A 16,477-nucleotide genomic window follows, 5' to 3' on the forward strand; every position below is an offset into this window, starting at 1 on the left:
CACGCGAGGCGCATCGTTGTGAGGCGGTGTGATGCCCGTCCCCGCCCGCGCCCGCCCATGTAGGCCGAGTCCCGCACGTCCCGCACATCGCTACTGCTGCAAGCGATTCACTGCAATTCAATGCCCGCACATCTGCCCGCACATCCCGCACACACCGCACATTGATGGGCATAGTGATCACGCACGCCCCTTGTAGTCGGAGAACATGCGGCGGAAGGACACGACCTGGTCTCCCAGCCATGCTGCCTCTGTCTTCCCGTCAGGCACGGTGCAGTTGCCGAGCATCAGGAAGCCGTGAGGCCCGTTCACGCTCTGCTCGATCTGGTAGCGCTTGCGCGCCCGATCGGGATGGGTAATCTGGCGCTTGCGCACCAGCGCGTTGATGAACTTTGGTGACGGCGCCGGGCGCGGCAGGCCCTCTCGCGCACACCAGGCCTTATAGACCTCGTACCACTCCTTCGAGAGCGCCGGCATGGGCTTGAGCCCGGGAATGTCGTCGCCGTAAAGCTCGTCCAAGAAGCGCTGTGGGCTGTCCTGGCTCAAGCCAATCAGCTCCTCCTTCGCCTGCGTCATCGGCGGGTTGGTGCCATTGGTGAAGCCGGTCAGATCCACCTGCAGCAAATAGTGGTGCAGCGCCGCCGTGGCGCCATTGCGAATATCGGCCAGCACCTCGGTGTAGAACTCTTGACTGAGCTTGTCCGGCGTCCAGATCACCGCGTGGCGGCGGTCATCCTCCTCCAGTACGACAGGCATCGCTTCGTTGGAGAGGAACACCAGGTTCGCGTGATTGTCTTCCTCGTAGGCCTGGATGTTCTTCGGGTTGATGCGGATGCGGTCGCCCGTGATCAGCGCCTTGAGCTTGTTCTTGAGGTGGTACACCTCGGTGCGTGCAACCACCTCATCAGCCAGCAGGAACAGTTTACGGCTTGCCCAGTCATTGAATTTGTCTTCCAGCGCCGCCTGGTCAAGCACGCGACCGTAGTCACCGTAGAGCTTCATGTACTCATCGAAGAACATGTTCTTACCGGTGCCCTGCGGACCATGAATGACGATGGTCGATTTCATCTTGGCGCCAGGATGCTGCAGCGGGTACGCAAGCCACTTGACCACCCAGTCGTACAGCGCCTTCTGGTTGGCCTCGTTTCCGCACATGTGCCAGAGCAGCTGCAACAGCCGGTCGCAGTTGCCCTCCTGCGGTACGGTTGGCCACCCGGCGAAGAGATTGCATGTCACCCCAGGTTTCTCGCACGACGGGTCAAAGTCCACTTCCCGCACACGCACGATGGACCGATCCGAGTGCTCCATCCACGCCCGATGCAGTTCCTTGCGCACGCAGGCATCGCGCATGTCGCCCAAGGCAACCAGCATGTGTTCTTTGTGGTCGAACACCGTGCCGCCCTGCCCATAGACCAGCGCGAAGCGCTCGAGCAGCTCAGCTAGCGAATGGATGGGGGCCAAGTGATCATTCCCCTCGCCCCCGTCGTTGGTGATGGAAGGCGCGCGTTTTTCTGCAGGCACCCGCCATGAAAGCTCCGTGAGACGGGCTTCGACCTGCGCCCGCACGACATGCAGGCCCTCTTGTGCGTGCAGATCGTTGAAGTCGCTGACCTTACGGCCGTTGACGATGAAGCGCTCACGCCTGGCCGCCTCATCGGCGAAGACCGGGTGCAGCACCGCTCCGCCCACGTCCAGCGCAGCGGCCTCTGCACCGAGCAGGCCGGCATTCGACGCGCCATGCGGCTGCGCGCACGATGGGCAGAACTGCGGATGGTCGACCAGCACCAGGCGGCTCTTGCAGTGCCGGCACTTCTGCAGCACGTCGTCGTCGGCGCACAGCAGCATCTTGATGCTGCGATAGCGCTTCGCCAGGGCCGATGCGACGGCCAGCATATTGCCAGCGTCGAAAGCCACGGCTACCGGGTAGCCCGTCGCCATGTGCAGCGTTGCCGCAGTGGCATAGCCCTCGGCCACCAGCAAGATCCACTGCGGGCTTCCGCCGATCAGGTGGAAGTGGCCCTTCTTGACCATGCCTGCCGGCCAGTACTCCTTGGCCGGCTTGCGCCCTGCGGCCGCCAGCTTGGCGCTGCGCAGTACCTGCAGGCCGTGCACTTGGCCGTTGACGTCCAGCAGCGGGACAAGTGCGGCACCCGTGGTGCCATAGCGCAGGCCGAAGCCCTGCACGCCCTTGCTGACCAGGTAGTCAGCATCGCCGACTGCATTCGCCTTGGCCCAGGCCGACGATGCCCGCTCGGCCGCACGCTTCGCTTGGGTCTGCCGGGCGGACTCCGCCTTGCGACGATCCTCGGCCAGGCGGTTGCGCAGCGCTTCGCGCTGTTCATCGGAGAAGGTCTTGTCGCGCTTACGCAGATCAACCTTGGTCGCGCCGTTTTCGTTGCCGTGCCAGACACCGTAGGTGCCGACGACCAGCACTTCGCCGGCCGAGGTGTTCAGTTCGTGGAGCGCGTACCAGCCCCGGCGCTCGCGTGAACCTTCGACGCGGCACCGGACCATGCGCCCGGTGGTGTCCAGTTCGGTGACCAGCAGGCCGGCAGACTGCAGCTGCTGCAGCACATCCCCATAGTTCTCAGACATTCAGTAGTTTCCCGAGCCGCTATCTACCCAGGAAATGCGCGTCGGAATACCCGCGTCCGTCAGGTCCAGGGAGGACCCATCGCTGGTATCGCGAATGACTCGCAATGCCAGGGCGGATTCAGTAGCGCGGGCAGCACGCGGCCTTTCACAAGCCACCCGGGGGGATGGGGCCGAATCAGTGCTTGCTTGGTACATCTGGATTCCCCAAAGGCAGACAGTGCTGCCGGTTGTCTTGCTGCTCTTGTCGCTGGCGGATGCGCTCGCGCTCTGCCAATGCTTCCTCGCCTATCAGCCCCGGCACTGCGTCGGTCAACGCAAGTGCAGCGATCTCCATGGCATGCCGCGCGGAAGCGCTGGCCTGACCACGCCGTCGATACTTGGATCGATGGGCGCGGTGGTTTGCCACGTCAGTCCTCAGCCCCCTGCTGACCAGCAGCGCGGCACGCGTTCCGCTCCAGCCTGAAGCAGAGCGTGCGCACTTCGCGGGACAGGTCCTGGATGCGATCAGCCTCTGGAATGCTCAGCCTTCGATCGGCCAGTGCGTCAATGCCCGCACCAGCCAGCTGGCCCGTCAGTTTGTGCAGTTCGAGGAGCTTGCTCTGGATCGCAGCCAGCTCGTCAGGCCAACCGCCGACAGGTGGCGCTGGCACGTAATCCACCATCAAGCCGAACTGCCCGGCCAATGAGCACACCCAGTCGGTTGCCATTGCCTGCGTACCCACGAATCGCTGTAGGTACTCGGTAAGGATTTCGGCCATCTCCATTGAGACAGACTCGCCCTCGATTCCACGCAGCTTCTTCCGTAGCGTCTCTGTCGTAATGGACTTTCCGCGACGCTTGCTCACGTGTGCTGCCGCGTCCTGCACACCGCCTGGTGCGCAGGACACTGCATTGTTTAGAGCGTCCCGCCAATGCAGATCAGAGCGAAGACAGGTCATACGCCCTGCCCCTGAAATGCCGAGCATTTCATCGTTCCATGCCGGTCGGTGCCGCCCTCAGAATCCCGGCTATGCCAGAGATCATCAGCTTCCCTCGGCGCATGCGCTTTCAGGCCATTCGATCCTTCGATGTTCGGACTGGGACAGGTGGCGTTGTTGCGGTCCTGTGGGCGCCCCTGCACTCCGAACACCAGAAGGAGAATCATCGCCAGAAGCATCACAACCACCCCGCCCTTGCGGAGCTGCTGCCGAATGAGGCGCAGACGGTGGCGCTGGTGCCCGCGAGCCCAACCGAAGCGGGCTATGGCGACGGTTAGGGCAGGATCACGGGCTGGCACTAGCGCCCTCCGCCGATCCGACGACTGTCTTGAAGTAGCCCACGATTGCGCCGCCAGCATCGCGCTCCCAGCGCACACCCGGGATCAGTTCCTCGGCGGTCACTTTTCCACCGAGGGTATCGGCGCGCAGCGCAGCGTCCCGGTTCTCGGCCATCGCCGACGCAACGGCGCGCTCAATAGCGATCGCCACCTCCTCAGTCACACCATTCTTGCGCCAGTGATAGACGTAACCCGTGGCGGGCTTGCCGGTAACCCGACGCGCAAGCTCACTTTGGGTGCCACAGATAGCAATTGCCCGTTGCAGAGGGGTCATGGAATGCCTGCTCACAAGAATTCTTGCGGTAAACTACCGCAATCTTTCTTGCGAATCAACAGTGCAAGATTGCTTGCATGTTGATCGGTGAAATCACACGGGGCCTGATGGAGGCCCACGGGCTTGGCGTGGAGGCTCTTGCAGCCCGTGTCCGCGCTGCGGGCGCACCCAACGTGAAGTACCAGCACATCCAGCAACTGCTGGACACGCCAACCCGCCGCCCCCGGTACATGCCGGAGTTGGCACGGGCGTTCGGCATGTCTGTTGAGCAGTTCCTGACTTGGGACAAGGGTGAGCCGCTCAGTGCCCTCTCAGCACCCCGTTCTGCGCAATCTCAATCAGTGCAACTCGACGCCCCTACGCTTGCCGCGTCGTACCAACTTGTCCGCCTAGCCTGCCTTGCGCTCGGGTCTTCATTCGACCCAGAAGACGCGAACGACGCCTCGATTGTCATCCTGGCTCACAACTACCTGGCCGCCCGTCAGGAGAAGGCAGTTACGCCGGACAACGTGGTCGACTTCACCGCACACCTGCGGAAGCGCCAGATTTCAAAGGGGGTTGATCATGAAGGAAGCGGCAGCACTGGAAGCTCTCGCGCAGGCACTCGCTAGCAAAGTTCGGCAGCAGGCACGGCCGCCCGACGCGAGGTGCCCACGACAGTGCCACGCGACGCCGTCAAATGACGCCATCGCCTTGGCCTACATCCGCAGGATTCGCGTGCTATGTGAAGCCTTCCAGCTGAGCTGGCTAGTCGACCAACACCTGGTCCTGAGGCAACGCCTAAGCGACCTTACAACGCAAGAGCTTGGTGTGTTGCTCTGCGAGATGGAAGAAGCAAGGGAAGCCATCATGGAGGGCTTCCCGCTTGAGCAGACTGGGCTCATCAAGAACATGGCCGAAGTGCTGCCGAACCCTTGACCAGTGCAGTTATGCGCTACGCCCGCTACGTTCCCGGATGAAGTCCTGTAGCGTCTGCGGCTCACTGTCATCTTTGGACGTGGCCACGCCTGCCACGTCCCCTGCCTCAATACCCTGGTCCCGCAACCCCTGCCTAGCCAGCAGCCGATTGTTCCTGCGTTGCTCCTCGATAAGCACCCGCAGTAGTGGCTTGATGCCGAACACTGCAAAAGGCATGAGCAACCCCATAACTACCAACGCCAGCACGGCCAAGGCAATCAGCCAGACGCCCAAAGCGCCCAGCGTGCTGAAGAAGACTTCCATACAGCTCCCCTCCCTCCATAGAAGGCCTGAAGGTTAGCATTCGAGCGCGCATTCAGCTGCGGTGAGGACTGCCTCCAGGCCGGCGGTAGCTTCTCCAAATGCAAACGACGCAAGTTTTCTTGTTGACGAGTGCGCAAGTTTGTTTGTAGAGTCCGCCCTGCCAGCTGTGGAGCTGGCGGGCGACCGGCGGGTCGCCACCCTGCCGGCCCTCCCCTGACCAGCAGTAGCCGCCCCTCGGCCAGTGACCCGCCGGCGCCCTCCTTCGAACAGGAGCGCGCCATGTCTCATCGCTACGCCGATCCAAGCCCCTGCCTGCTGCCGCTGTTGGCCGTGAAGGCCCTGCGGGCCGTGGCAGCACGCGATCACAGCACCGCCCGGACCCTGTGGGCCCGCAGCAAGGGCGAACACAGCCGCAACCAGCTGCGCCGCTCCCGGCGCATGGGCGTCGCCAGCCTCCGTCTGGAAGCCTGCTCGCGCGACATGTCAGCCGAGGTGCGGGCATGAGCGCACGAACCGCAAGCGCGATCTGGCGCCGGCTCGACCGCTTGGCGTTCAGCCAGCTCTGCGCCGAGGCAGCACGTTTGGCCGTCGAGAATGAGCGCCTTCGGGAACAGCTGTGGCGAGCGGAAGACGCCGCTCAATTCTGGCAGGAGGACGCTCTCGACCTGCAGCAGGCCCTGTGCGAGGCAACAGGCGGGCGTCCTGGGCTCACCCTCGACGGTTCTCTCGTCGTTGCTCCGAGCGGCAACGCGTCAGCCGAGGTGCGGGCATGAACGAGCTAGCAGCCAAGGACCATCACCTGTGGTGCTTCAACTGCGACGAGAACAGTCCTGGCGCTGCAAGCACGGACGACTGCGAGGACCTCGCAGGGCGCGAGGGCTGGGTGCTTGGGATCGACATCGACGGCGGCGGTGGAGCGCAGTACGCATGCGCCGACTGCGCCGAACTCCTGGATGAAGCGCTTCCTGTCAAAAGCCTGCGGGCAACGCGGCAAGAGATTGGCGGAGGTGCAGCATGAGCCGTCGTCTCCGACTCGCCTGGGCAGCTGTCGCGCTATTGGCCGCAGTTGTCGTGCCACTGCGCATCGCAGAGATCCACCAGGCGCACAGCGACCGCGATGCGGCCAAGGTGCGCTGGGCGCTCAGCACCTCGGTGAGGGGCTGACCATGCGCCAGACCTCTCGCCCGCTCCCCGACTCCGTGCCGCTGTGTGGCCCCGGCCATCGGCCTCACGTCGTGGTGACTGAAGGCGCCCCGACCGGCCATCGCCTGGGCGCCCCCTGCCCGCCGCTGCTACACATCGAATGCCATCGGTGTGGCCTCGCCACGCGTCCGGTACCGATGGAAAAGGCCGCGCTAGCCGAGCTGCGCTGGACCGATCCGAGCCTTGCCCACCTGCGCATCCCGATCTCCCTGCTTGCCCGCCATCGGGGCGAGGTCCTGGCCGAGATCGCTGCCGCGTCCCCTTCCACGCCCATCGCCGCCTGACCAGGAGAACTGCCCATGGCCGCTCCACTGAAGCCGAAGGAAAAAGCCGCGTTGCTCGCAGCGCATGGCGCTTCCGACCTCACCCTCCACCGCACCGCCAACGGCTTTGCACCCCGCAACCGCCCCGAGAAGCTTTTCACACGCCGCGTCATGAACTGGCTGGATGAGCGCGTGCTGATCAGGTACGACGACCCGCAGCTGCCGCGCAAGGCGACCTTGACCACCACTGGCATCGCCGCCGCCGAGGCAGAGATCGCCAAGGCACGCGACCTGGCGCTGACGGCATGAGCGTGCAGCCCATCCTGCCAGTAGAGCAGCAATTCGCCACCGGACATCAGGGCGAGTCGCTCGTCCTGCTGGTGTGCCAGGGCTGGCTATGGGCCGGCCTTTACACCGCCGCGCCCCGCGAGTCGCTCCTGAAGGTCGCCGCCAGCGCCAGCCGGAGCGTGGGGGTATCGCACCACTCGCTCACCCTCGGCGGCGTCACGTTTTCCCTCAACCGACTGGCCGCACAGGCCGCACACCGCTGGCTCGACCGCCAGGGCGTGCGGGTTCGGTCGTTCTCCCCCACCAACCGCGCTACGCGCCGCACGCGAGGAATCCCGGCATGAGCCGTTCTGTTGTGATTTATGGTCCGCACCTGTGCGGCAAAAACGCAAACGCGGAGGAACTGCGCGAACACTTCGGCCTGCAGGCCGTGATTGAAGACTGGGATGGGCACAGCAGCTACCCGTTGGATAACACGCTGGTCCTGACCGAGAACCCCGACGCTGTCGCCGACAGCTCGTCCAAGGTGTTGCATCTCGGTTGGGCCATGCGCGAACTGCTTGCGGAGGCCCACGCATGAGCGCCCGTCCACAGCAGACCGGCCGAGCTGCCGAAGTGCGCAGGGTCCTGTCCATGTTCCCGCAAGGCGCCACGGTCGAGCAGATTAAGACCGCTGGCCGCATCAACAGCACCCACCAGGCCATCGGCTACACGCTGAAGGGGCTGGCGCGCAGCGGCCAGGCCATCTGCCACCGATCCGGCGTGCGTGGCATCTGGCGCCTCTCCAGCCACACGCAACATGCGATCGCCCCGCTGCGCGCTGCACCTGCCCGGGTGCAGCCGACCTGCACGCCAGGTCCGCTTACAGGCGTCAGTGACGCGGCGACCACGATCCGACACCGGGAACTCGACCGGCAGCAGCTGGCCGACGACCTGGACGCTTTCCTCGCAGCGAGCGGGCAGATCGAGGTGCTGGGGCACACCCCACTTCGCCCGCTGATCAGCCGTCACGCCGCCAACCACGGCAGCTATGCAGAGCGCATGGCCGCCCTTGACATCGACTGAGGCACACATGAGGAGCGATTCGCACGCAGCGACCGTCACTGAACCCGGCAGGCCCGGCAGTACCTATTCCGACGGCCCGGCATGGCATGCATTCGGCGTCAGCCGCGCCGCCTACCACGTGGTGCCGCGACGCACCCTGCAGTCGATGCCGGTCGAATGGCAGGCGCGCTTTGTCGCGCTGATGGAAGAGGCACGCGATGCGCTGCCGGATGAGGCGTTCCCCGAGTACCAGGTGATCCGCATCGAAGGCGGCAAGTTCGCATCGGACCCAAACCGCCGCTATCGCCACACCGCGCCATTCCCCCTTCGCCCCGCTGGCGCCGAGCAGGCGTCTCAGGTGGCGCCGCTCGCTGGCGCGTTCATCAACACCGACACCCAATTCGAGCAGGTCCGCCGATGACCGAGAAATTTGCCACTCTCCCCACGAACTGCCCCGTTCTGCGCGACGCATTCGAAACGATCAGCGCGATCGCTGTCGAGGCTGTGTGGCTGCCCAACCAGGCAAAGGCCATCACCCTCGGCCAGGCCCAGACCGCGCTGCGGGATCTGCACCACCGCCTTCCGCGCTTGCAGGATCTGCGCGTATTCGAAACCGCCGTCACCGCCTATCGCGCCACCCTGCGCAGCAGCATGCAGGATGGCGACACGCCGCTCTGCGATACGACCCGCGCCCGGCTGGCGCAGGCCGACGAACTGTTGGAGCTGGTCCGGAATCAGAGCCGCACTGTCATCGATCCTGCGGACCCGTGGCGCGGCCTGTACCACCCGAGTCGCCTCCCGGCGCGCAACGCCGACGGCGAGATCCTGTGCCACCCGGACGTGCCGATGTGGCCTGACGGTCGCGAGGTATCGCTGCGCCCTCTGTTCCTTGCCCAGGGCTTCGACCTGGCCGTGGTCGAGGGCGAGTTTTCCGAAGAGGGCATCGGATCGGGCGTATACGCCGCACAGGAACTGCACGACTGGAATCCTGAGGCACCCGGAGAGGACTGGCGTCTGGCGTGGCTGGGGGAGACCGAACACGGTCTCGCTGCGTGGTTCGTGCGGCCTCTGGCGATCGCTGCAATGAACAGGCCGACCGCTGCCTCCACCCTGGCGGACGTGCAGCCCGGTGGGATGGTGAGGCTGGGGGATGCTCCCTGGCCGGAGATCGACGCCATTCTGGCTGATGCATATTCCGCAGGCGCAGTGGGTCTGCCGTTCGAAGGTGTCGCGCGACGCCATGCCGTGCGTGCAGCCGTCGCTGCCCTCGCCGCCCAGCCCTCCCCGGGTGGTCAGGGGGATGCGCCGCCGTGCTGGTGGATTGACCACGGCACCTATGGGCAGATTACCCAGCGCCAGGACGAAGCGGATGCCGCTGTCAACGCTGGAAAGCGAGTGGTTTCCTATGTCGCCCGCCAGCCGGTGGGGGAGCCGATCACGGTCGAGGCGGTGGCAACCGTTCGGCGCTGGGCGACCGGCGACCGCTACATCGACTGGCTGACGGAAGGTGGGATTGCCGATCTGGAAGTGGGTGACGTGCTGATGGTGTCAGACCGGGCAATCACCGATGAAGACGGATCGGGCGAGGTCTACGCCGCTCCGCCCGCGCAGGCGGTGGACACGTGGCCCGTGATCGAACGTGTGGCGAAGAACTGGGACGGATGCAGCATCGGCGCTGCGATTCGCGCTGAGGCCGAGAAGGTGATCGGGCAGCCCGCGCAGGCCGTGGACCTGGGAACCGGCGTCAAGGCCATCGCCGCCGAACGCGAACGACAGCTGCAGGCCGAGGGTTTCACCCGGGATGGCGACCAGCAGTACCGTCGCGGCGAGCTGGCAAAGGCCGCGACCGCCTACGTCCAGCTGGCAGCGATGGATCTGGAAGCCGGCACCCGTCGCCACATCGCATGGCATAGCCCGGCGGCTGTGTGGCCGTGGGCACCGGAGTGGTGGAAGCCGGTCGACGCACGCCGCGACCTCGTGCGCGCTGGTGCGTTGATCGCCGCACAGATCGACCTGATCGACAGCCAGACGGTGGGCAAATGAGCCGCGACGTGACGGAACGCGATCTTCGCCATCCGGCCTACGCTGAGGGGGAACCAGCTGACTACGAGTTCCGTGAGGACGGCCGGATCGTCCGAAAGGACCGGTGGGAGATGGCTATCCACTCGATTCGCTATCACCTCGGTGACCGCCGCCGAGAGTTTGAAGTCAGCGAAATCGTGGATGCCGTCAAAGCAATGGTCGCTAGCTATCCCGACCGAGAGGACGAAACCCATGGCTGACCAGCTGCTCACCGCGCGATCGACTCTCGGGCGCCGCTACAGGTTCCTGCGTCACCAACTCGGACTCGGCCCGTTCACTGCCGCTTACGTGGCCGCGCTCAACGAGTTTTCCAACCTACCTCCCAACAAGGTTGGCGCCATGCATCTGGTGTGGGACATGGACGAAGTGGAGCCAAGCACCTATGGCTAAGAAGCTGCTTCAGATCCACATCCGGGGCGACCACAAGTCGTGGAGCTTCGAGTTCATGGACGACCCGAAGCACATCCCGGAATGGCGGGCCGATGGCCTGGACGTGTGGGAAGTCTGCAACGTCGTGCCGGAATGGGTCGCAGATCTCGGCCTCACCCGCCTGTGGGTGTTCGCGCAGGACCTTTTCAACTTCAAGAACCCGTGGGGGCGACATGGCTAAGCCGAAGATCATCGAGAGCGAGGCCGTTTCGGCAGCCAACGGCGAGCTCTGTGCATTCTCGTCGCGATGGGAACTCGATGGCGACTACATGCGCTGCCGGATCTGCCAGCGGCCGCAGCTGACGAGCTACGCCCGCTACCCGTTCCCGCACGTTGACGGCTGCAAGGGCGCGCAGAGCCATGAGGCACACCCGTGGATCACGTTTGTGCAGCTGCTGGCTCCGCTCAGCCAGGCGGTGGGCAATGGCTAAGCCGATCATCCGCACGTCCACATCCGCCCTGGTGCAGGTCACCGTGGAAGTTCGCGCCGGTTCATGGGGTGAGGGTTGCCAGCTCGACCAGGTCTATCGGCAGGCCTCCGAAGAAGCACTCGGCAAGCTGAGGGGCGCGCTGCACAAGCATGGCATCCACGTCGTTGGCGTGGCGTCCATCAAGGCGATCACCACCGATGCGGAGGTGCGCAATGGGTAATTACATCAGCCACTTCCACCTGGACGTGCGTGGCGCCCTGACCAACATGAGCAAGCGCGAGCTGGCCAACATGTTCTCCAATTCCAGCACGGGGCGCGGACTCTCCGCCGAGGAAGCGCGCAGCGTCCTGCTCGACCACTTGGAAGCAGGCCACAAGGTCATCCCGCTGGGCAAGGCCTGCGAGGGCTTCGACTATGCCGGTGGCGGCTGCCCGGGGCATGAGGTGACCAGCAATGGCTGACCAGATCACCACCAGAGTTCTGTCGGAAGCCGAGCTGCAGATCCTTCGCCACGCCCTGGGTGTTGGCGAGGGCGGCTTGGAACGCAGCTACCGCAGTCACTTCGTCACCGGCCCGGGCGGCGCCGACCACCAGCACTGCATGGCGCTCGTCGCGCGCGGGTTCATGGTCCACCGCGCGGGCAACGCGATCACCGGCGGCAGCGACCTGTTCAACGTCACCCAGGCCGGCCGCGCAGTGGTGCAGGACCATACTCCGCCACCGCCTAAACTGACCAAGTCCCAGCAGCGCTACCAGCAGTTCCTGCGCTACGACGGTGGCATGACGTTCGGCGAGTATCTGCGGGGCTGGCGATGACGGCGATCACCACCAACACGTCGGCGCCCATGGCTGACCAGCTGCTCACCGCTGCACCGTGGCAAGGCCAACCCATCATCGATCCAGACCTGGCACTCAAGATCGCCGACGGCATCGTTTCGCGACGGCTGGCCAAGGGATGGTCGCGTCAAGCCATCCTATCCAGCATCGAGGGCGGTTCCTCGCCATGCGGGCGTGCGTTCTACCTGATGCGCGGCGGCATCATCGTCGTCGCCCTCTTCCCGATGACGCAGCTGAGCGATATGAACGGTCGCGGGTACTGGTACTCAATCCGCGACCTGTTCCCGCCACTTCCAGATCGCACCCATGTAGGGACTGAAGATCTGCAGCCGTTCCAGGTCGGTGACAAGGTCTGGGCTTGGTACAAGGACGAGCCCAGGGCTAATTACGGCCAACCCGATCAGCCGGGGGACGACACAAACTGGAGTCGATGCATTCCGCTGTTCACCGTCAAGAGCGTGACGGGCCCACACCTCGAACCGGCAAAGTTCGCCGGTCGACCGCACTACCAGGTTCGGCTCAGGTATCGCGAAGGGCCGCCCGCCGGTCACTACGACGCGGGCTACCACGACGTTTGCCCGATCAAGGGGCGAGCCTGGCAGATGCGCGGCGACGGCGACTACCTGCAGCTGGCGCAGCGTGCGAAGTCGCCCGCCACGCTCCGCAGGGTCAAGCCTGCGTCCCTGACACCAGTCTCTCCCCCTGTACTGCATGGGCAACTGGACCTGTTCTCATGAACCTATCGCCATCCCTTGGGCTCGGTGCTGTGCAGTTCGCTGCACGACAGGAATCTCCCCGATTGATAACGCAACAGAAACGGCCACGGGCGAAGCATGACCTTGCCGGCTATGGACACTTGCGCACTGTGCTTGAGTTCTCCAAATGGGCGCACGAGCAATCAAGGTTTCCCACTATTGGCGCGACATGCGCGCGGTTCAACGTCTGTCGTGCGACCCCGTACCGCTGGACCAGCGCACTAGCAGCCACCTACGGCATTGAGCCTCCCGCTCGCTCAGGTCCGGAGGCCCAATGATCGGAGACGTTCTCCAGTTCCAGGACCTGCAGGAGCTGTGCAGACCTGGCGAGCGTCCGCGCCTTGCGACCGTGGAGGCTTGGGCGCGCACCTGCGGCATTCGCTACAAGTACGACGGCAAAGGTGGAATCTGGACCACCGCCGCAGCTATGAACGCTGCTCTCGGCCTGCAGCAGGCGTCGAACGATGCATATGGGACTGACGTAATCTGATGGCACCTCGACCGCGAAAACACAATCCGTCCATCCCGCCGCACATCGAGCAGGCGAAGATCCCAAAGGGCGTGTACTGGGACGCGACGGGACGTGGCCGTTGGTACATCTTCGAAGCCGCGACCGGCATCGACGGCCCGCGCAAGGCTCGCAGAACGGTCGCGGGCCCCGAGGCCAAGCTTTCCGAGTTGCATGGCCTCATGGAATCCGGAGAGAACACCGGAACCGTCGAATGGGTCTGCACTCAGTACCACGACAGCGCCAAGTTCAAGGGGCTCGCGACCGGCACACGTGCCGACTACGAGTCGGCGCGCAATGTCCTGGTGAGCTATCCCACCAACCTCGGCGTGCCGTTCGGCAAGCTCCAAGTGAACAAACTGCGGAATCACAATTTCCAGCGCCTTGTTGATCGGATTGAATCTGCAGGGACACCTACTAAAGCAAACAAGGTACTGCGCTACTCACGGCTCGTTTTCCGCTGGGCGTTGAATAGGGGCATCGTGAACCACAACCCCGCGCAGGGCTTGGAGCAGGCGAAGGAGCGCAAGCGGCAGCGCCTGCCCACCGATGATGCATACATCAAGTTGCTCAACTTCGCACAGGAGCGCGCCCAGCGCGCAGCAAGAACTGAGGGGTCGGTGCCGCAGTATCTATGGATGATCATGGAGCTGGGCTATCTCTGTCGGTTGCGCGGCATTGAGACCCTCACCCTGACCGAAGCACAAGGGACGGCCGAGGGCTTGCACACCAATCGACGGAAGCGCAGCCGGGATAATCTCGTGGAATGGACGCCGCGACTGCGTAGCGCCTGGGATGCTGCCATTGCGCGCCGCGACGCCATCATCAAGCACCACGGGCTGCCCGTGCAGCTTCGTGCCGACCTGCGCTTCCTTTTCCTCGCAGAACACGGCGAGCCGCTGCAGAAGACGAGTCTGGACAGCACCTGGCAGCGCTTCATCCAACTCGCGATTAGCGCCGGGGTCATCTCGGCCGATGAGCGCTTCAGCCTCCACGACCTCAAGCGAAAGGGCGGTACCGACACGGCCGGAAACCGCGCTGAACGCCAGGACGCACTGGGCGTGACCGATGCGATGATGAAGGTCTACGACAAGAGCGTTCCACGCGTGAAGCCATCCACGATGAAGGATCGCTGAGGAAGGAATACGCGGGGGTTTTACGGAGTGAATTACGGAGGCGATGAAAAAAGCGCCACTCGGGCGCTTTAAGTCATTGATCGCAATGGTGGGCCGTGAAGGATTCGAACCTTCGACCAAAAGATTAAAAGTCTTCTGCTCTACCGACTGAGCTAACGGCCCATTGCACTGCCCCAGCCTTTCGGCGGGGTGGGCATTCTACCCTACTTTGGCGGGCCGGGTGAAACCCCAGCGTGTCGAGGATGCCGGCCAGCGGCCGGCACTACCCGATCTGGCGAACCCGCTTAAACCTTCCAGGCCTCACGCGCATCCCAGCTGTGATTCCTGCCCGGAGCCACGGATGCGCCTGCCCCTCTGCCTCGTTGCCGCCCTGCTGCTGCCCTGCGCGGCACTGGCCGCCCCGCCCCAGGTCGTCACCGACGACATCGGCCGCTTCTGGGCCACCTATGACGCGGTGCGCGCCGAGCCCGACGTTGAACGCCAGGTCACACTCGTGCAGGAGCGCTACATCGATCCAGGCAGCCCCGGCCTGCATGCGCTGATGCAGGTCCGCAACTATACCGCCCGCGAATACGCCGAGGCCATGCGCGCGTGGCCGCGCTTCTGGACGTCGGTTCGGCCGTTGACCGCCAACGCGCAGCAGGCCAGCGCCACACTGGAACGGGATCTTTCCAAATTCCGGGGGCTCTACCCGGCTTTGCGTCCGGCCACCATCACCTACGCAGTCGGTGTGCTGCGCACCGGCGGCACCACGCTGGGTGACAAGGTGCTGATCGGTGCCGAGATGGCGCTGGGCGATGAGCGCGTGGACGTGAGCGAACTGCCCGAAAAGATGCGCGACCGGCTACGGATCTTCTACGACAGCCGTCCGGGGGCGAACAACGCGCAGAACAACCTGCACGAGTACGTGCATACCCAGCAGCGCGAGACCACCGGCAGCCTGGCCCAGTACGCGGTACGCGAGGGTGTTGCCGAGTACGTGGCCGAACGACTGAGTGGGCGTCGGCCGGCGCTTCCGCTGTACAGCTACGGACCCGCGCATGAGGCGGACATCCGCGCGCGTTTCATTGCCGAGATGGACGGGGGTAACCTCGACAACTGGCTCTACAACAGCGCCCGCAATCCATTCGGGGTGAGTGATGTGGGGTACTACGCCGGGTATCGCATCGCGCAGGAGTACATGCGCCAGCAGGCCGACGAGAAGGCCGGTATCGCGCGGATGATCGAGTTGGACTATGCCGATCCGAAGGCGGTGCGGGCGTTTATTGACGCGTCGGGATGGTTGCCTGATGAGGCTGCCGGCCAGCGGCCGGCGCTACCAGACTCCAGCCGCCGGTAGCGCCGGGACAGAGAGTGCGAACCAACGGTTCGCACCCACCACGAGGGACATCACCCCCATCACCTCAGGCGTACAGCGTGGGGTCGGCCACGCCGGCCTCGGTGAAGCCCTGCGCGCGCAGGCGGCAGGCGTCGCAGTGGCCGCAGGCGGCGCCGTTGGCGTCGGCGTTGTAGCAGGACACGGTCAGGCCGAAGTCCACGCCCAAGCGCACGCCTTCGCTGACGATCTGGCCCTTGCTGAGGAACTGCAGCGGCGCGTGCACCTTGATGCCCGCACCTTCCACGCCCGACTTGGTGGCCAGGTTGGCCAGTGCCTGGAATGCAGCCACGAACTCGGGGCGGCAGTCCGGGTAGCCGGAGTAGTCCACGGCGTTGACGCCGCAGAAGATGTCATTGGCACCGAGCACTTCGGCCCAGCCCAGCGCCAGCGACAGCATGATGGTGTTGCGCGCCGGCACGTAGGTGACCGGGATGCCGGCGCCACCGGCCTCGGGTACGTCGATGTCGTCGGTCAGTGCCGAGCCGCCGATGCTGCGCAGGTCCACGTCCACGGTCTTGTGCGCGACCACGCCCTGGGCCTTGGCCACGCGGGCGGCGGCATCCAGTTCGGAGGTGTGGCGCTGGCCATAGCGCACGCTCAGGGCATGCACGGCGAAGCCCTGTTCCTGGGCCATGGCGATGACGGCGGCTGAATCCATGCCGCCGGAGAGAAGCACGACTGCCTTCTTCATGGGAAAAACATCCGGTTGGGAGGGGAAAGC

Annotated in this window: 30 protein-coding genes and 1 tRNA gene; 25 read left to right on the forward strand and 6 right to left on the reverse strand. The window is 64.7% G+C overall.

Annotated elements, in window-relative coordinates; genetic code table 11:
• Positions 1-177: 177 nt before the first annotated feature.
• Both ROV95_RS09230 and ROV95_RS09235 read right to left on the reverse strand, forming a co-directional pair.
• The gene (locus ROV95_RS09230; protein WP_312544086.1) at positions 178-2,592 is read right to left on the reverse strand and encodes a DUF5906 domain-containing protein; all 2,415 of its coding nucleotides are present in this window, start codon (positions 2,590-2,592) and stop codon (positions 178-180) included.
• 407 nt (positions 2,593-2,999) lie between these two features.
• Positions 3,000-3,437, reverse strand: a complete 438-nt coding sequence (locus ROV95_RS09235; RefSeq protein WP_253119652.1) for a hypothetical protein — start codon at positions 3,435-3,437, stop codon at positions 3,000-3,002.
• Positions 3,438-3,601: 164 nt separating this feature from the next.
• Here ROV95_RS09235 and ROV95_RS09240 point away from each other — a divergent pair, with 164 nt between their 5' ends.
• Positions 3,602-3,847 (forward strand): hypothetical protein, encoded by a 246-nt coding sequence (locus ROV95_RS09240; RefSeq protein WP_312544088.1) that lies wholly within the window; start codon positions 3,602-3,604, stop codon positions 3,845-3,847.
• A 7-nt stretch (positions 3,848-3,854) separates the two neighbouring features.
• On the opposite strand, the gene ROV95_RS09245 is transcribed toward ROV95_RS09240, so the two are convergent.
• Complete coding sequence (locus tag ROV95_RS09245; protein WP_312544089.1) at positions 3,855-4,181, reverse strand: hypothetical protein; 327 nt, start codon at positions 4,179-4,181, stop codon at positions 3,855-3,857.
• A 77-nt stretch (positions 4,182-4,258) separates the two neighbouring features.
• Here ROV95_RS09245 and ROV95_RS09250 point away from each other — a divergent pair, with 77 nt between their 5' ends.
• Complete coding sequence (locus tag ROV95_RS09250) at positions 4,259-4,792, forward strand: hypothetical protein (RefSeq protein WP_312544090.1); 534 nt, start codon at positions 4,259-4,261, stop codon at positions 4,790-4,792.
• An 82-nt stretch (positions 4,793-4,874) separates the two neighbouring features.
• Positions 4,875-5,099: a hypothetical protein gene (locus tag ROV95_RS09255; protein WP_312544092.1), complete on the forward strand. Its 225-nt coding sequence runs from the start codon at positions 4,875-4,877 to the stop codon at positions 5,097-5,099.
• 9 nt (positions 5,100-5,108) lie between these two features.
• Here ROV95_RS09255 and ROV95_RS09260 read toward each other — a convergent pair whose 3' ends face one another.
• A complete protein-coding gene (locus tag ROV95_RS09260) occupies positions 5,109-5,402 on the reverse strand; it encodes a hypothetical protein (protein ID WP_312544094.1) in 294 nt (97 codons plus the stop codon).
• Between the two features lie 279 nt (positions 5,403-5,681).
• Here ROV95_RS09260 and ROV95_RS09265 point away from each other — a divergent pair, with 279 nt between their 5' ends.
• The 21 genes from ROV95_RS09265 to ROV95_RS09365 all read left to right on the forward strand — a co-directional run bounded on the left by ROV95_RS09265 (position 5,682) and on the right by ROV95_RS09365 (position 14,378).
• Positions 5,682-5,906, forward strand: a complete 225-nt coding sequence (locus ROV95_RS09265) for a hypothetical protein (protein ID WP_049456195.1) — start codon at positions 5,682-5,684, stop codon at positions 5,904-5,906.
• Entirely contained in the window at positions 5,903-6,175 is a 273-nt protein-coding gene (locus ROV95_RS09270) for a hypothetical protein (RefSeq protein WP_312544097.1), read from the forward strand. The genes ROV95_RS09265 and ROV95_RS09270 overlap by 4 nt, the downstream gene beginning before the upstream one ends.
• Positions 6,172-6,420: a hypothetical protein gene (locus ROV95_RS09275; protein ID WP_312544098.1), complete on the forward strand. Its 249-nt coding sequence runs from the start codon at positions 6,172-6,174 to the stop codon at positions 6,418-6,420. The genes ROV95_RS09270 and ROV95_RS09275 overlap by 4 nt, the downstream gene beginning before the upstream one ends.
• On the forward strand, positions 6,417-6,566 hold the full coding sequence (locus tag ROV95_RS09280) for a hypothetical protein (RefSeq protein WP_312544100.1): 150 nt from the start codon (positions 6,417-6,419) through the stop codon (positions 6,564-6,566). Before ROV95_RS09275 ends, ROV95_RS09280 begins: the two co-directional genes overlap by 4 nt.
• Before the next feature lie 176 nt (positions 6,567-6,742).
• Positions 6,743-6,889: a hypothetical protein gene (locus tag ROV95_RS09285; protein ID WP_262222446.1), complete on the forward strand. Its 147-nt coding sequence runs from the start codon at positions 6,743-6,745 to the stop codon at positions 6,887-6,889.
• Positions 6,890-6,904: 15 nt separating this feature from the next.
• Positions 6,905-7,177 carry a hypothetical protein gene (locus ROV95_RS09290; RefSeq protein ID WP_057500285.1) on the forward strand — a complete coding sequence of 91 codons (273 nt, stop codon included), beginning with the start codon at positions 6,905-6,907 and terminating at the stop codon, positions 7,175-7,177.
• On the forward strand, positions 7,174-7,500 hold the full coding sequence (locus ROV95_RS09295) for a hypothetical protein (protein WP_043402299.1): 327 nt from the start codon (positions 7,174-7,176) through the stop codon (positions 7,498-7,500). Before ROV95_RS09290 ends, ROV95_RS09295 begins: the two co-directional genes overlap by 4 nt.
• Positions 7,497-7,736, forward strand: a complete 240-nt coding sequence (locus tag ROV95_RS09300; RefSeq protein ID WP_312544105.1) for a hypothetical protein — start codon at positions 7,497-7,499, stop codon at positions 7,734-7,736. Before ROV95_RS09295 ends, ROV95_RS09300 begins: the two co-directional genes overlap by 4 nt.
• The gene (locus ROV95_RS09305; protein WP_312544107.1) at positions 7,733-8,221 is read left to right on the forward strand and encodes a hypothetical protein; all 489 of its coding nucleotides are present in this window, start codon (positions 7,733-7,735) and stop codon (positions 8,219-8,221) included. The genes ROV95_RS09300 and ROV95_RS09305 overlap by 4 nt, the downstream gene beginning before the upstream one ends.
• Positions 8,222-8,228: 7 nt before the next feature.
• A complete protein-coding gene (locus ROV95_RS09310) occupies positions 8,229-8,621 on the forward strand; it encodes a hypothetical protein (protein WP_312544109.1) in 393 nt (130 codons plus the stop codon).
• Positions 8,618-10,243: a hypothetical protein gene (locus tag ROV95_RS09315; RefSeq protein WP_312544111.1), complete on the forward strand. Its 1,626-nt coding sequence runs from the start codon at positions 8,618-8,620 to the stop codon at positions 10,241-10,243. Before ROV95_RS09310 ends, ROV95_RS09315 begins: the two co-directional genes overlap by 4 nt.
• The gene (locus ROV95_RS09320; protein ID WP_312544113.1) at positions 10,240-10,482 is read left to right on the forward strand and encodes a hypothetical protein; all 243 of its coding nucleotides are present in this window, start codon (positions 10,240-10,242) and stop codon (positions 10,480-10,482) included. The genes ROV95_RS09315 and ROV95_RS09320 overlap by 4 nt, the downstream gene beginning before the upstream one ends.
• Positions 10,475-10,672, forward strand: coding sequence for a hypothetical protein (locus ROV95_RS09325; RefSeq protein WP_312544115.1), 198 nt, complete (start codon positions 10,475-10,477; stop codon positions 10,670-10,672). Before ROV95_RS09320 ends, ROV95_RS09325 begins: the two co-directional genes overlap by 8 nt.
• Entirely contained in the window at positions 10,665-10,892 is a 228-nt protein-coding gene (locus ROV95_RS09330) for a hypothetical protein (protein WP_312544117.1), read from the forward strand. Before ROV95_RS09325 ends, ROV95_RS09330 begins: the two co-directional genes overlap by 8 nt.
• On the forward strand, positions 10,885-11,142 hold the full coding sequence (locus ROV95_RS09335) for a hypothetical protein (RefSeq protein ID WP_312544119.1): 258 nt from the start codon (positions 10,885-10,887) through the stop codon (positions 11,140-11,142). Before ROV95_RS09330 ends, ROV95_RS09335 begins: the two co-directional genes overlap by 8 nt.
• Positions 11,135-11,362 carry a hypothetical protein gene (locus ROV95_RS09340; RefSeq protein WP_312544121.1) on the forward strand — a complete coding sequence of 76 codons (228 nt, stop codon included), beginning with the start codon at positions 11,135-11,137 and terminating at the stop codon, positions 11,360-11,362. Before ROV95_RS09335 ends, ROV95_RS09340 begins: the two co-directional genes overlap by 8 nt.
• Positions 11,355-11,603, forward strand: a complete 249-nt coding sequence (locus ROV95_RS09345; protein ID WP_153856549.1) for a hypothetical protein — start codon at positions 11,355-11,357, stop codon at positions 11,601-11,603. The genes ROV95_RS09340 and ROV95_RS09345 overlap by 8 nt, the downstream gene beginning before the upstream one ends.
• Positions 11,596-11,958, forward strand: a complete 363-nt coding sequence (locus ROV95_RS09350; RefSeq protein WP_312544126.1) for a hypothetical protein — start codon at positions 11,596-11,598, stop codon at positions 11,956-11,958. Before ROV95_RS09345 ends, ROV95_RS09350 begins: the two co-directional genes overlap by 8 nt.
• Positions 11,955-12,716 carry a hypothetical protein gene (locus ROV95_RS09355; RefSeq protein ID WP_312544127.1) on the forward strand — a complete coding sequence of 254 codons (762 nt, stop codon included), beginning with the start codon at positions 11,955-11,957 and terminating at the stop codon, positions 12,714-12,716. The genes ROV95_RS09350 and ROV95_RS09355 overlap by 4 nt, the downstream gene beginning before the upstream one ends.
• 292 nt (positions 12,717-13,008) lie before the next feature.
• Positions 13,009-13,224: a hypothetical protein gene (locus ROV95_RS09360; RefSeq protein ID WP_099560257.1), complete on the forward strand. Its 216-nt coding sequence runs from the start codon at positions 13,009-13,011 to the stop codon at positions 13,222-13,224.
• On the forward strand, positions 13,224-14,378 hold the full coding sequence (locus tag ROV95_RS09365; protein ID WP_312544129.1) for an integrase: 1,155 nt from the start codon (positions 13,224-13,226) through the stop codon (positions 14,376-14,378). The genes ROV95_RS09360 and ROV95_RS09365 overlap by 1 nt, the downstream gene beginning before the upstream one ends.
• Positions 14,379-14,464: 86 nt before the next feature.
• On the opposite strand, the gene ROV95_RS09370 is transcribed toward ROV95_RS09365, so the two are convergent.
• Positions 14,465-14,540: transfer RNA gene (locus ROV95_RS09370), tRNA-Lys, on the reverse strand.
• Positions 14,541-14,718: 178 nt separating this feature from the next.
• Here ROV95_RS09370 and ROV95_RS09375 point away from each other — a divergent pair.
• Positions 14,719-15,717 carry a DUF2268 domain-containing putative Zn-dependent protease gene (locus ROV95_RS09375; protein ID WP_312544130.1) on the forward strand — a complete coding sequence of 333 codons (999 nt, stop codon included), beginning with the start codon at positions 14,719-14,721 and terminating at the stop codon, positions 15,715-15,717.
• Positions 15,718-15,781: 64 nt separating this feature from the next.
• On the opposite strand, the gene queC is transcribed toward ROV95_RS09375, so the two are convergent.
• On the reverse strand, positions 15,782-16,447 hold the full coding sequence (gene queC, locus ROV95_RS09380; RefSeq protein ID WP_107231785.1) for a 7-cyano-7-deazaguanine synthase QueC: 666 nt from the start codon (positions 16,445-16,447) through the stop codon (positions 15,782-15,784).
• Positions 16,448-16,477: the final 30 nt, after the last annotated feature.

The sequence above is a fragment of the Stenotrophomonas maltophilia group sp. msm1 genome (genome assembly GCF_032025805.1).
Classification (GTDB): Bacteria; Pseudomonadota; Gammaproteobacteria; order Xanthomonadales; family Xanthomonadaceae; genus Stenotrophomonas; species Stenotrophomonas hibiscicola.

What these genes read in the sequence shown, in the direction of transcription:
- ROV95_RS09230 (WP_312544086.1), bottom strand. Translation starts at nt 2,592, where the DNA reads ATGTCTGAGAACTATGGGGATGTGCTGCAGCAGCTGCAGTCTGCCGGC.
- ROV95_RS09240 (WP_312544088.1), top strand. Translation starts at nt 3,602, where the DNA reads ATGCCAGAGATCATCAGCTTCCCTCGGCGCATGCGCTTTCAGGCCATT.
- ROV95_RS09245 (WP_312544089.1), bottom strand. Translation starts at nt 4,181, where the DNA reads ATGACCCCTCTGCAACGGGCAATTGCTATCTGTGGCACCCAAAGTGAG.
- ROV95_RS09250 (WP_312544090.1), top strand. Translation starts at nt 4,259, where the DNA reads ATGTTGATCGGTGAAATCACACGGGGCCTGATGGAGGCCCACGGGCTT.
- ROV95_RS09260 (WP_312544094.1), bottom strand. Translation starts at nt 5,402, where the DNA reads ATGGAAGTCTTCTTCAGCACGCTGGGCGCTTTGGGCGTCTGGCTGATT.
- ROV95_RS09265 (WP_049456195.1), top strand. Translation starts at nt 5,682, where the DNA reads ATGTCTCATCGCTACGCCGATCCAAGCCCCTGCCTGCTGCCGCTGTTG.
- ROV95_RS09270 (WP_312544097.1), top strand. Translation starts at nt 5,903, where the DNA reads ATGAGCGCACGAACCGCAAGCGCGATCTGGCGCCGGCTCGACCGCTTG.
- ROV95_RS09275 (WP_312544098.1), top strand. Translation starts at nt 6,172, where the DNA reads ATGAACGAGCTAGCAGCCAAGGACCATCACCTGTGGTGCTTCAACTGC.
- ROV95_RS09280 (WP_312544100.1), top strand. Translation starts at nt 6,417, where the DNA reads ATGAGCCGTCGTCTCCGACTCGCCTGGGCAGCTGTCGCGCTATTGGCC.
- ROV95_RS09285 (WP_262222446.1), top strand. Translation starts at nt 6,743, where the DNA reads ATGGAAAAGGCCGCGCTAGCCGAGCTGCGCTGGACCGATCCGAGCCTT.
- ROV95_RS09290 (WP_057500285.1), top strand. Translation starts at nt 6,905, where the DNA reads ATGGCCGCTCCACTGAAGCCGAAGGAAAAAGCCGCGTTGCTCGCAGCG.
- ROV95_RS09295 (WP_043402299.1), top strand. Translation starts at nt 7,174, where the DNA reads ATGAGCGTGCAGCCCATCCTGCCAGTAGAGCAGCAATTCGCCACCGGA.
- ROV95_RS09300 (WP_312544105.1), top strand. Translation starts at nt 7,497, where the DNA reads ATGAGCCGTTCTGTTGTGATTTATGGTCCGCACCTGTGCGGCAAAAAC.
- ROV95_RS09305 (WP_312544107.1), top strand. Translation starts at nt 7,733, where the DNA reads ATGAGCGCCCGTCCACAGCAGACCGGCCGAGCTGCCGAAGTGCGCAGG.
- ROV95_RS09310 (WP_312544109.1), top strand. Translation starts at nt 8,229, where the DNA reads ATGAGGAGCGATTCGCACGCAGCGACCGTCACTGAACCCGGCAGGCCC.
- ROV95_RS09315 (WP_312544111.1), top strand. Translation starts at nt 8,618, where the DNA reads ATGACCGAGAAATTTGCCACTCTCCCCACGAACTGCCCCGTTCTGCGC.
- ROV95_RS09320 (WP_312544113.1), top strand. Translation starts at nt 10,240, where the DNA reads ATGAGCCGCGACGTGACGGAACGCGATCTTCGCCATCCGGCCTACGCT.
- ROV95_RS09325 (WP_312544115.1), top strand. Translation starts at nt 10,475, where the DNA reads ATGGCTGACCAGCTGCTCACCGCGCGATCGACTCTCGGGCGCCGCTAC.
- ROV95_RS09330 (WP_312544117.1), top strand. Translation starts at nt 10,665, where the DNA reads ATGGCTAAGAAGCTGCTTCAGATCCACATCCGGGGCGACCACAAGTCG.
- ROV95_RS09335 (WP_312544119.1), top strand. Translation starts at nt 10,885, where the DNA reads ATGGCTAAGCCGAAGATCATCGAGAGCGAGGCCGTTTCGGCAGCCAAC.
- ROV95_RS09340 (WP_312544121.1), top strand. Translation starts at nt 11,135, where the DNA reads ATGGCTAAGCCGATCATCCGCACGTCCACATCCGCCCTGGTGCAGGTC.
- ROV95_RS09345 (WP_153856549.1), top strand. Translation starts at nt 11,355, where the DNA reads ATGGGTAATTACATCAGCCACTTCCACCTGGACGTGCGTGGCGCCCTG.
- ROV95_RS09350 (WP_312544126.1), top strand. Translation starts at nt 11,596, where the DNA reads ATGGCTGACCAGATCACCACCAGAGTTCTGTCGGAAGCCGAGCTGCAG.
- ROV95_RS09355 (WP_312544127.1), top strand. Translation starts at nt 11,955, where the DNA reads ATGACGGCGATCACCACCAACACGTCGGCGCCCATGGCTGACCAGCTG.
- ROV95_RS09360 (WP_099560257.1), top strand. Translation starts at nt 13,009, where the DNA reads ATGATCGGAGACGTTCTCCAGTTCCAGGACCTGCAGGAGCTGTGCAGA.
- ROV95_RS09365 (WP_312544129.1), top strand. Translation starts at nt 13,224, where the DNA reads ATGGCACCTCGACCGCGAAAACACAATCCGTCCATCCCGCCGCACATC.
- ROV95_RS09375 (WP_312544130.1), top strand. Translation starts at nt 14,719, where the DNA reads ATGCGCCTGCCCCTCTGCCTCGTTGCCGCCCTGCTGCTGCCCTGCGCG.
- queC (WP_107231785.1), bottom strand. Translation starts at nt 16,447, where the DNA reads ATGAAGAAGGCAGTCGTGCTTCTCTCCGGCGGCATGGATTCAGCCGCC.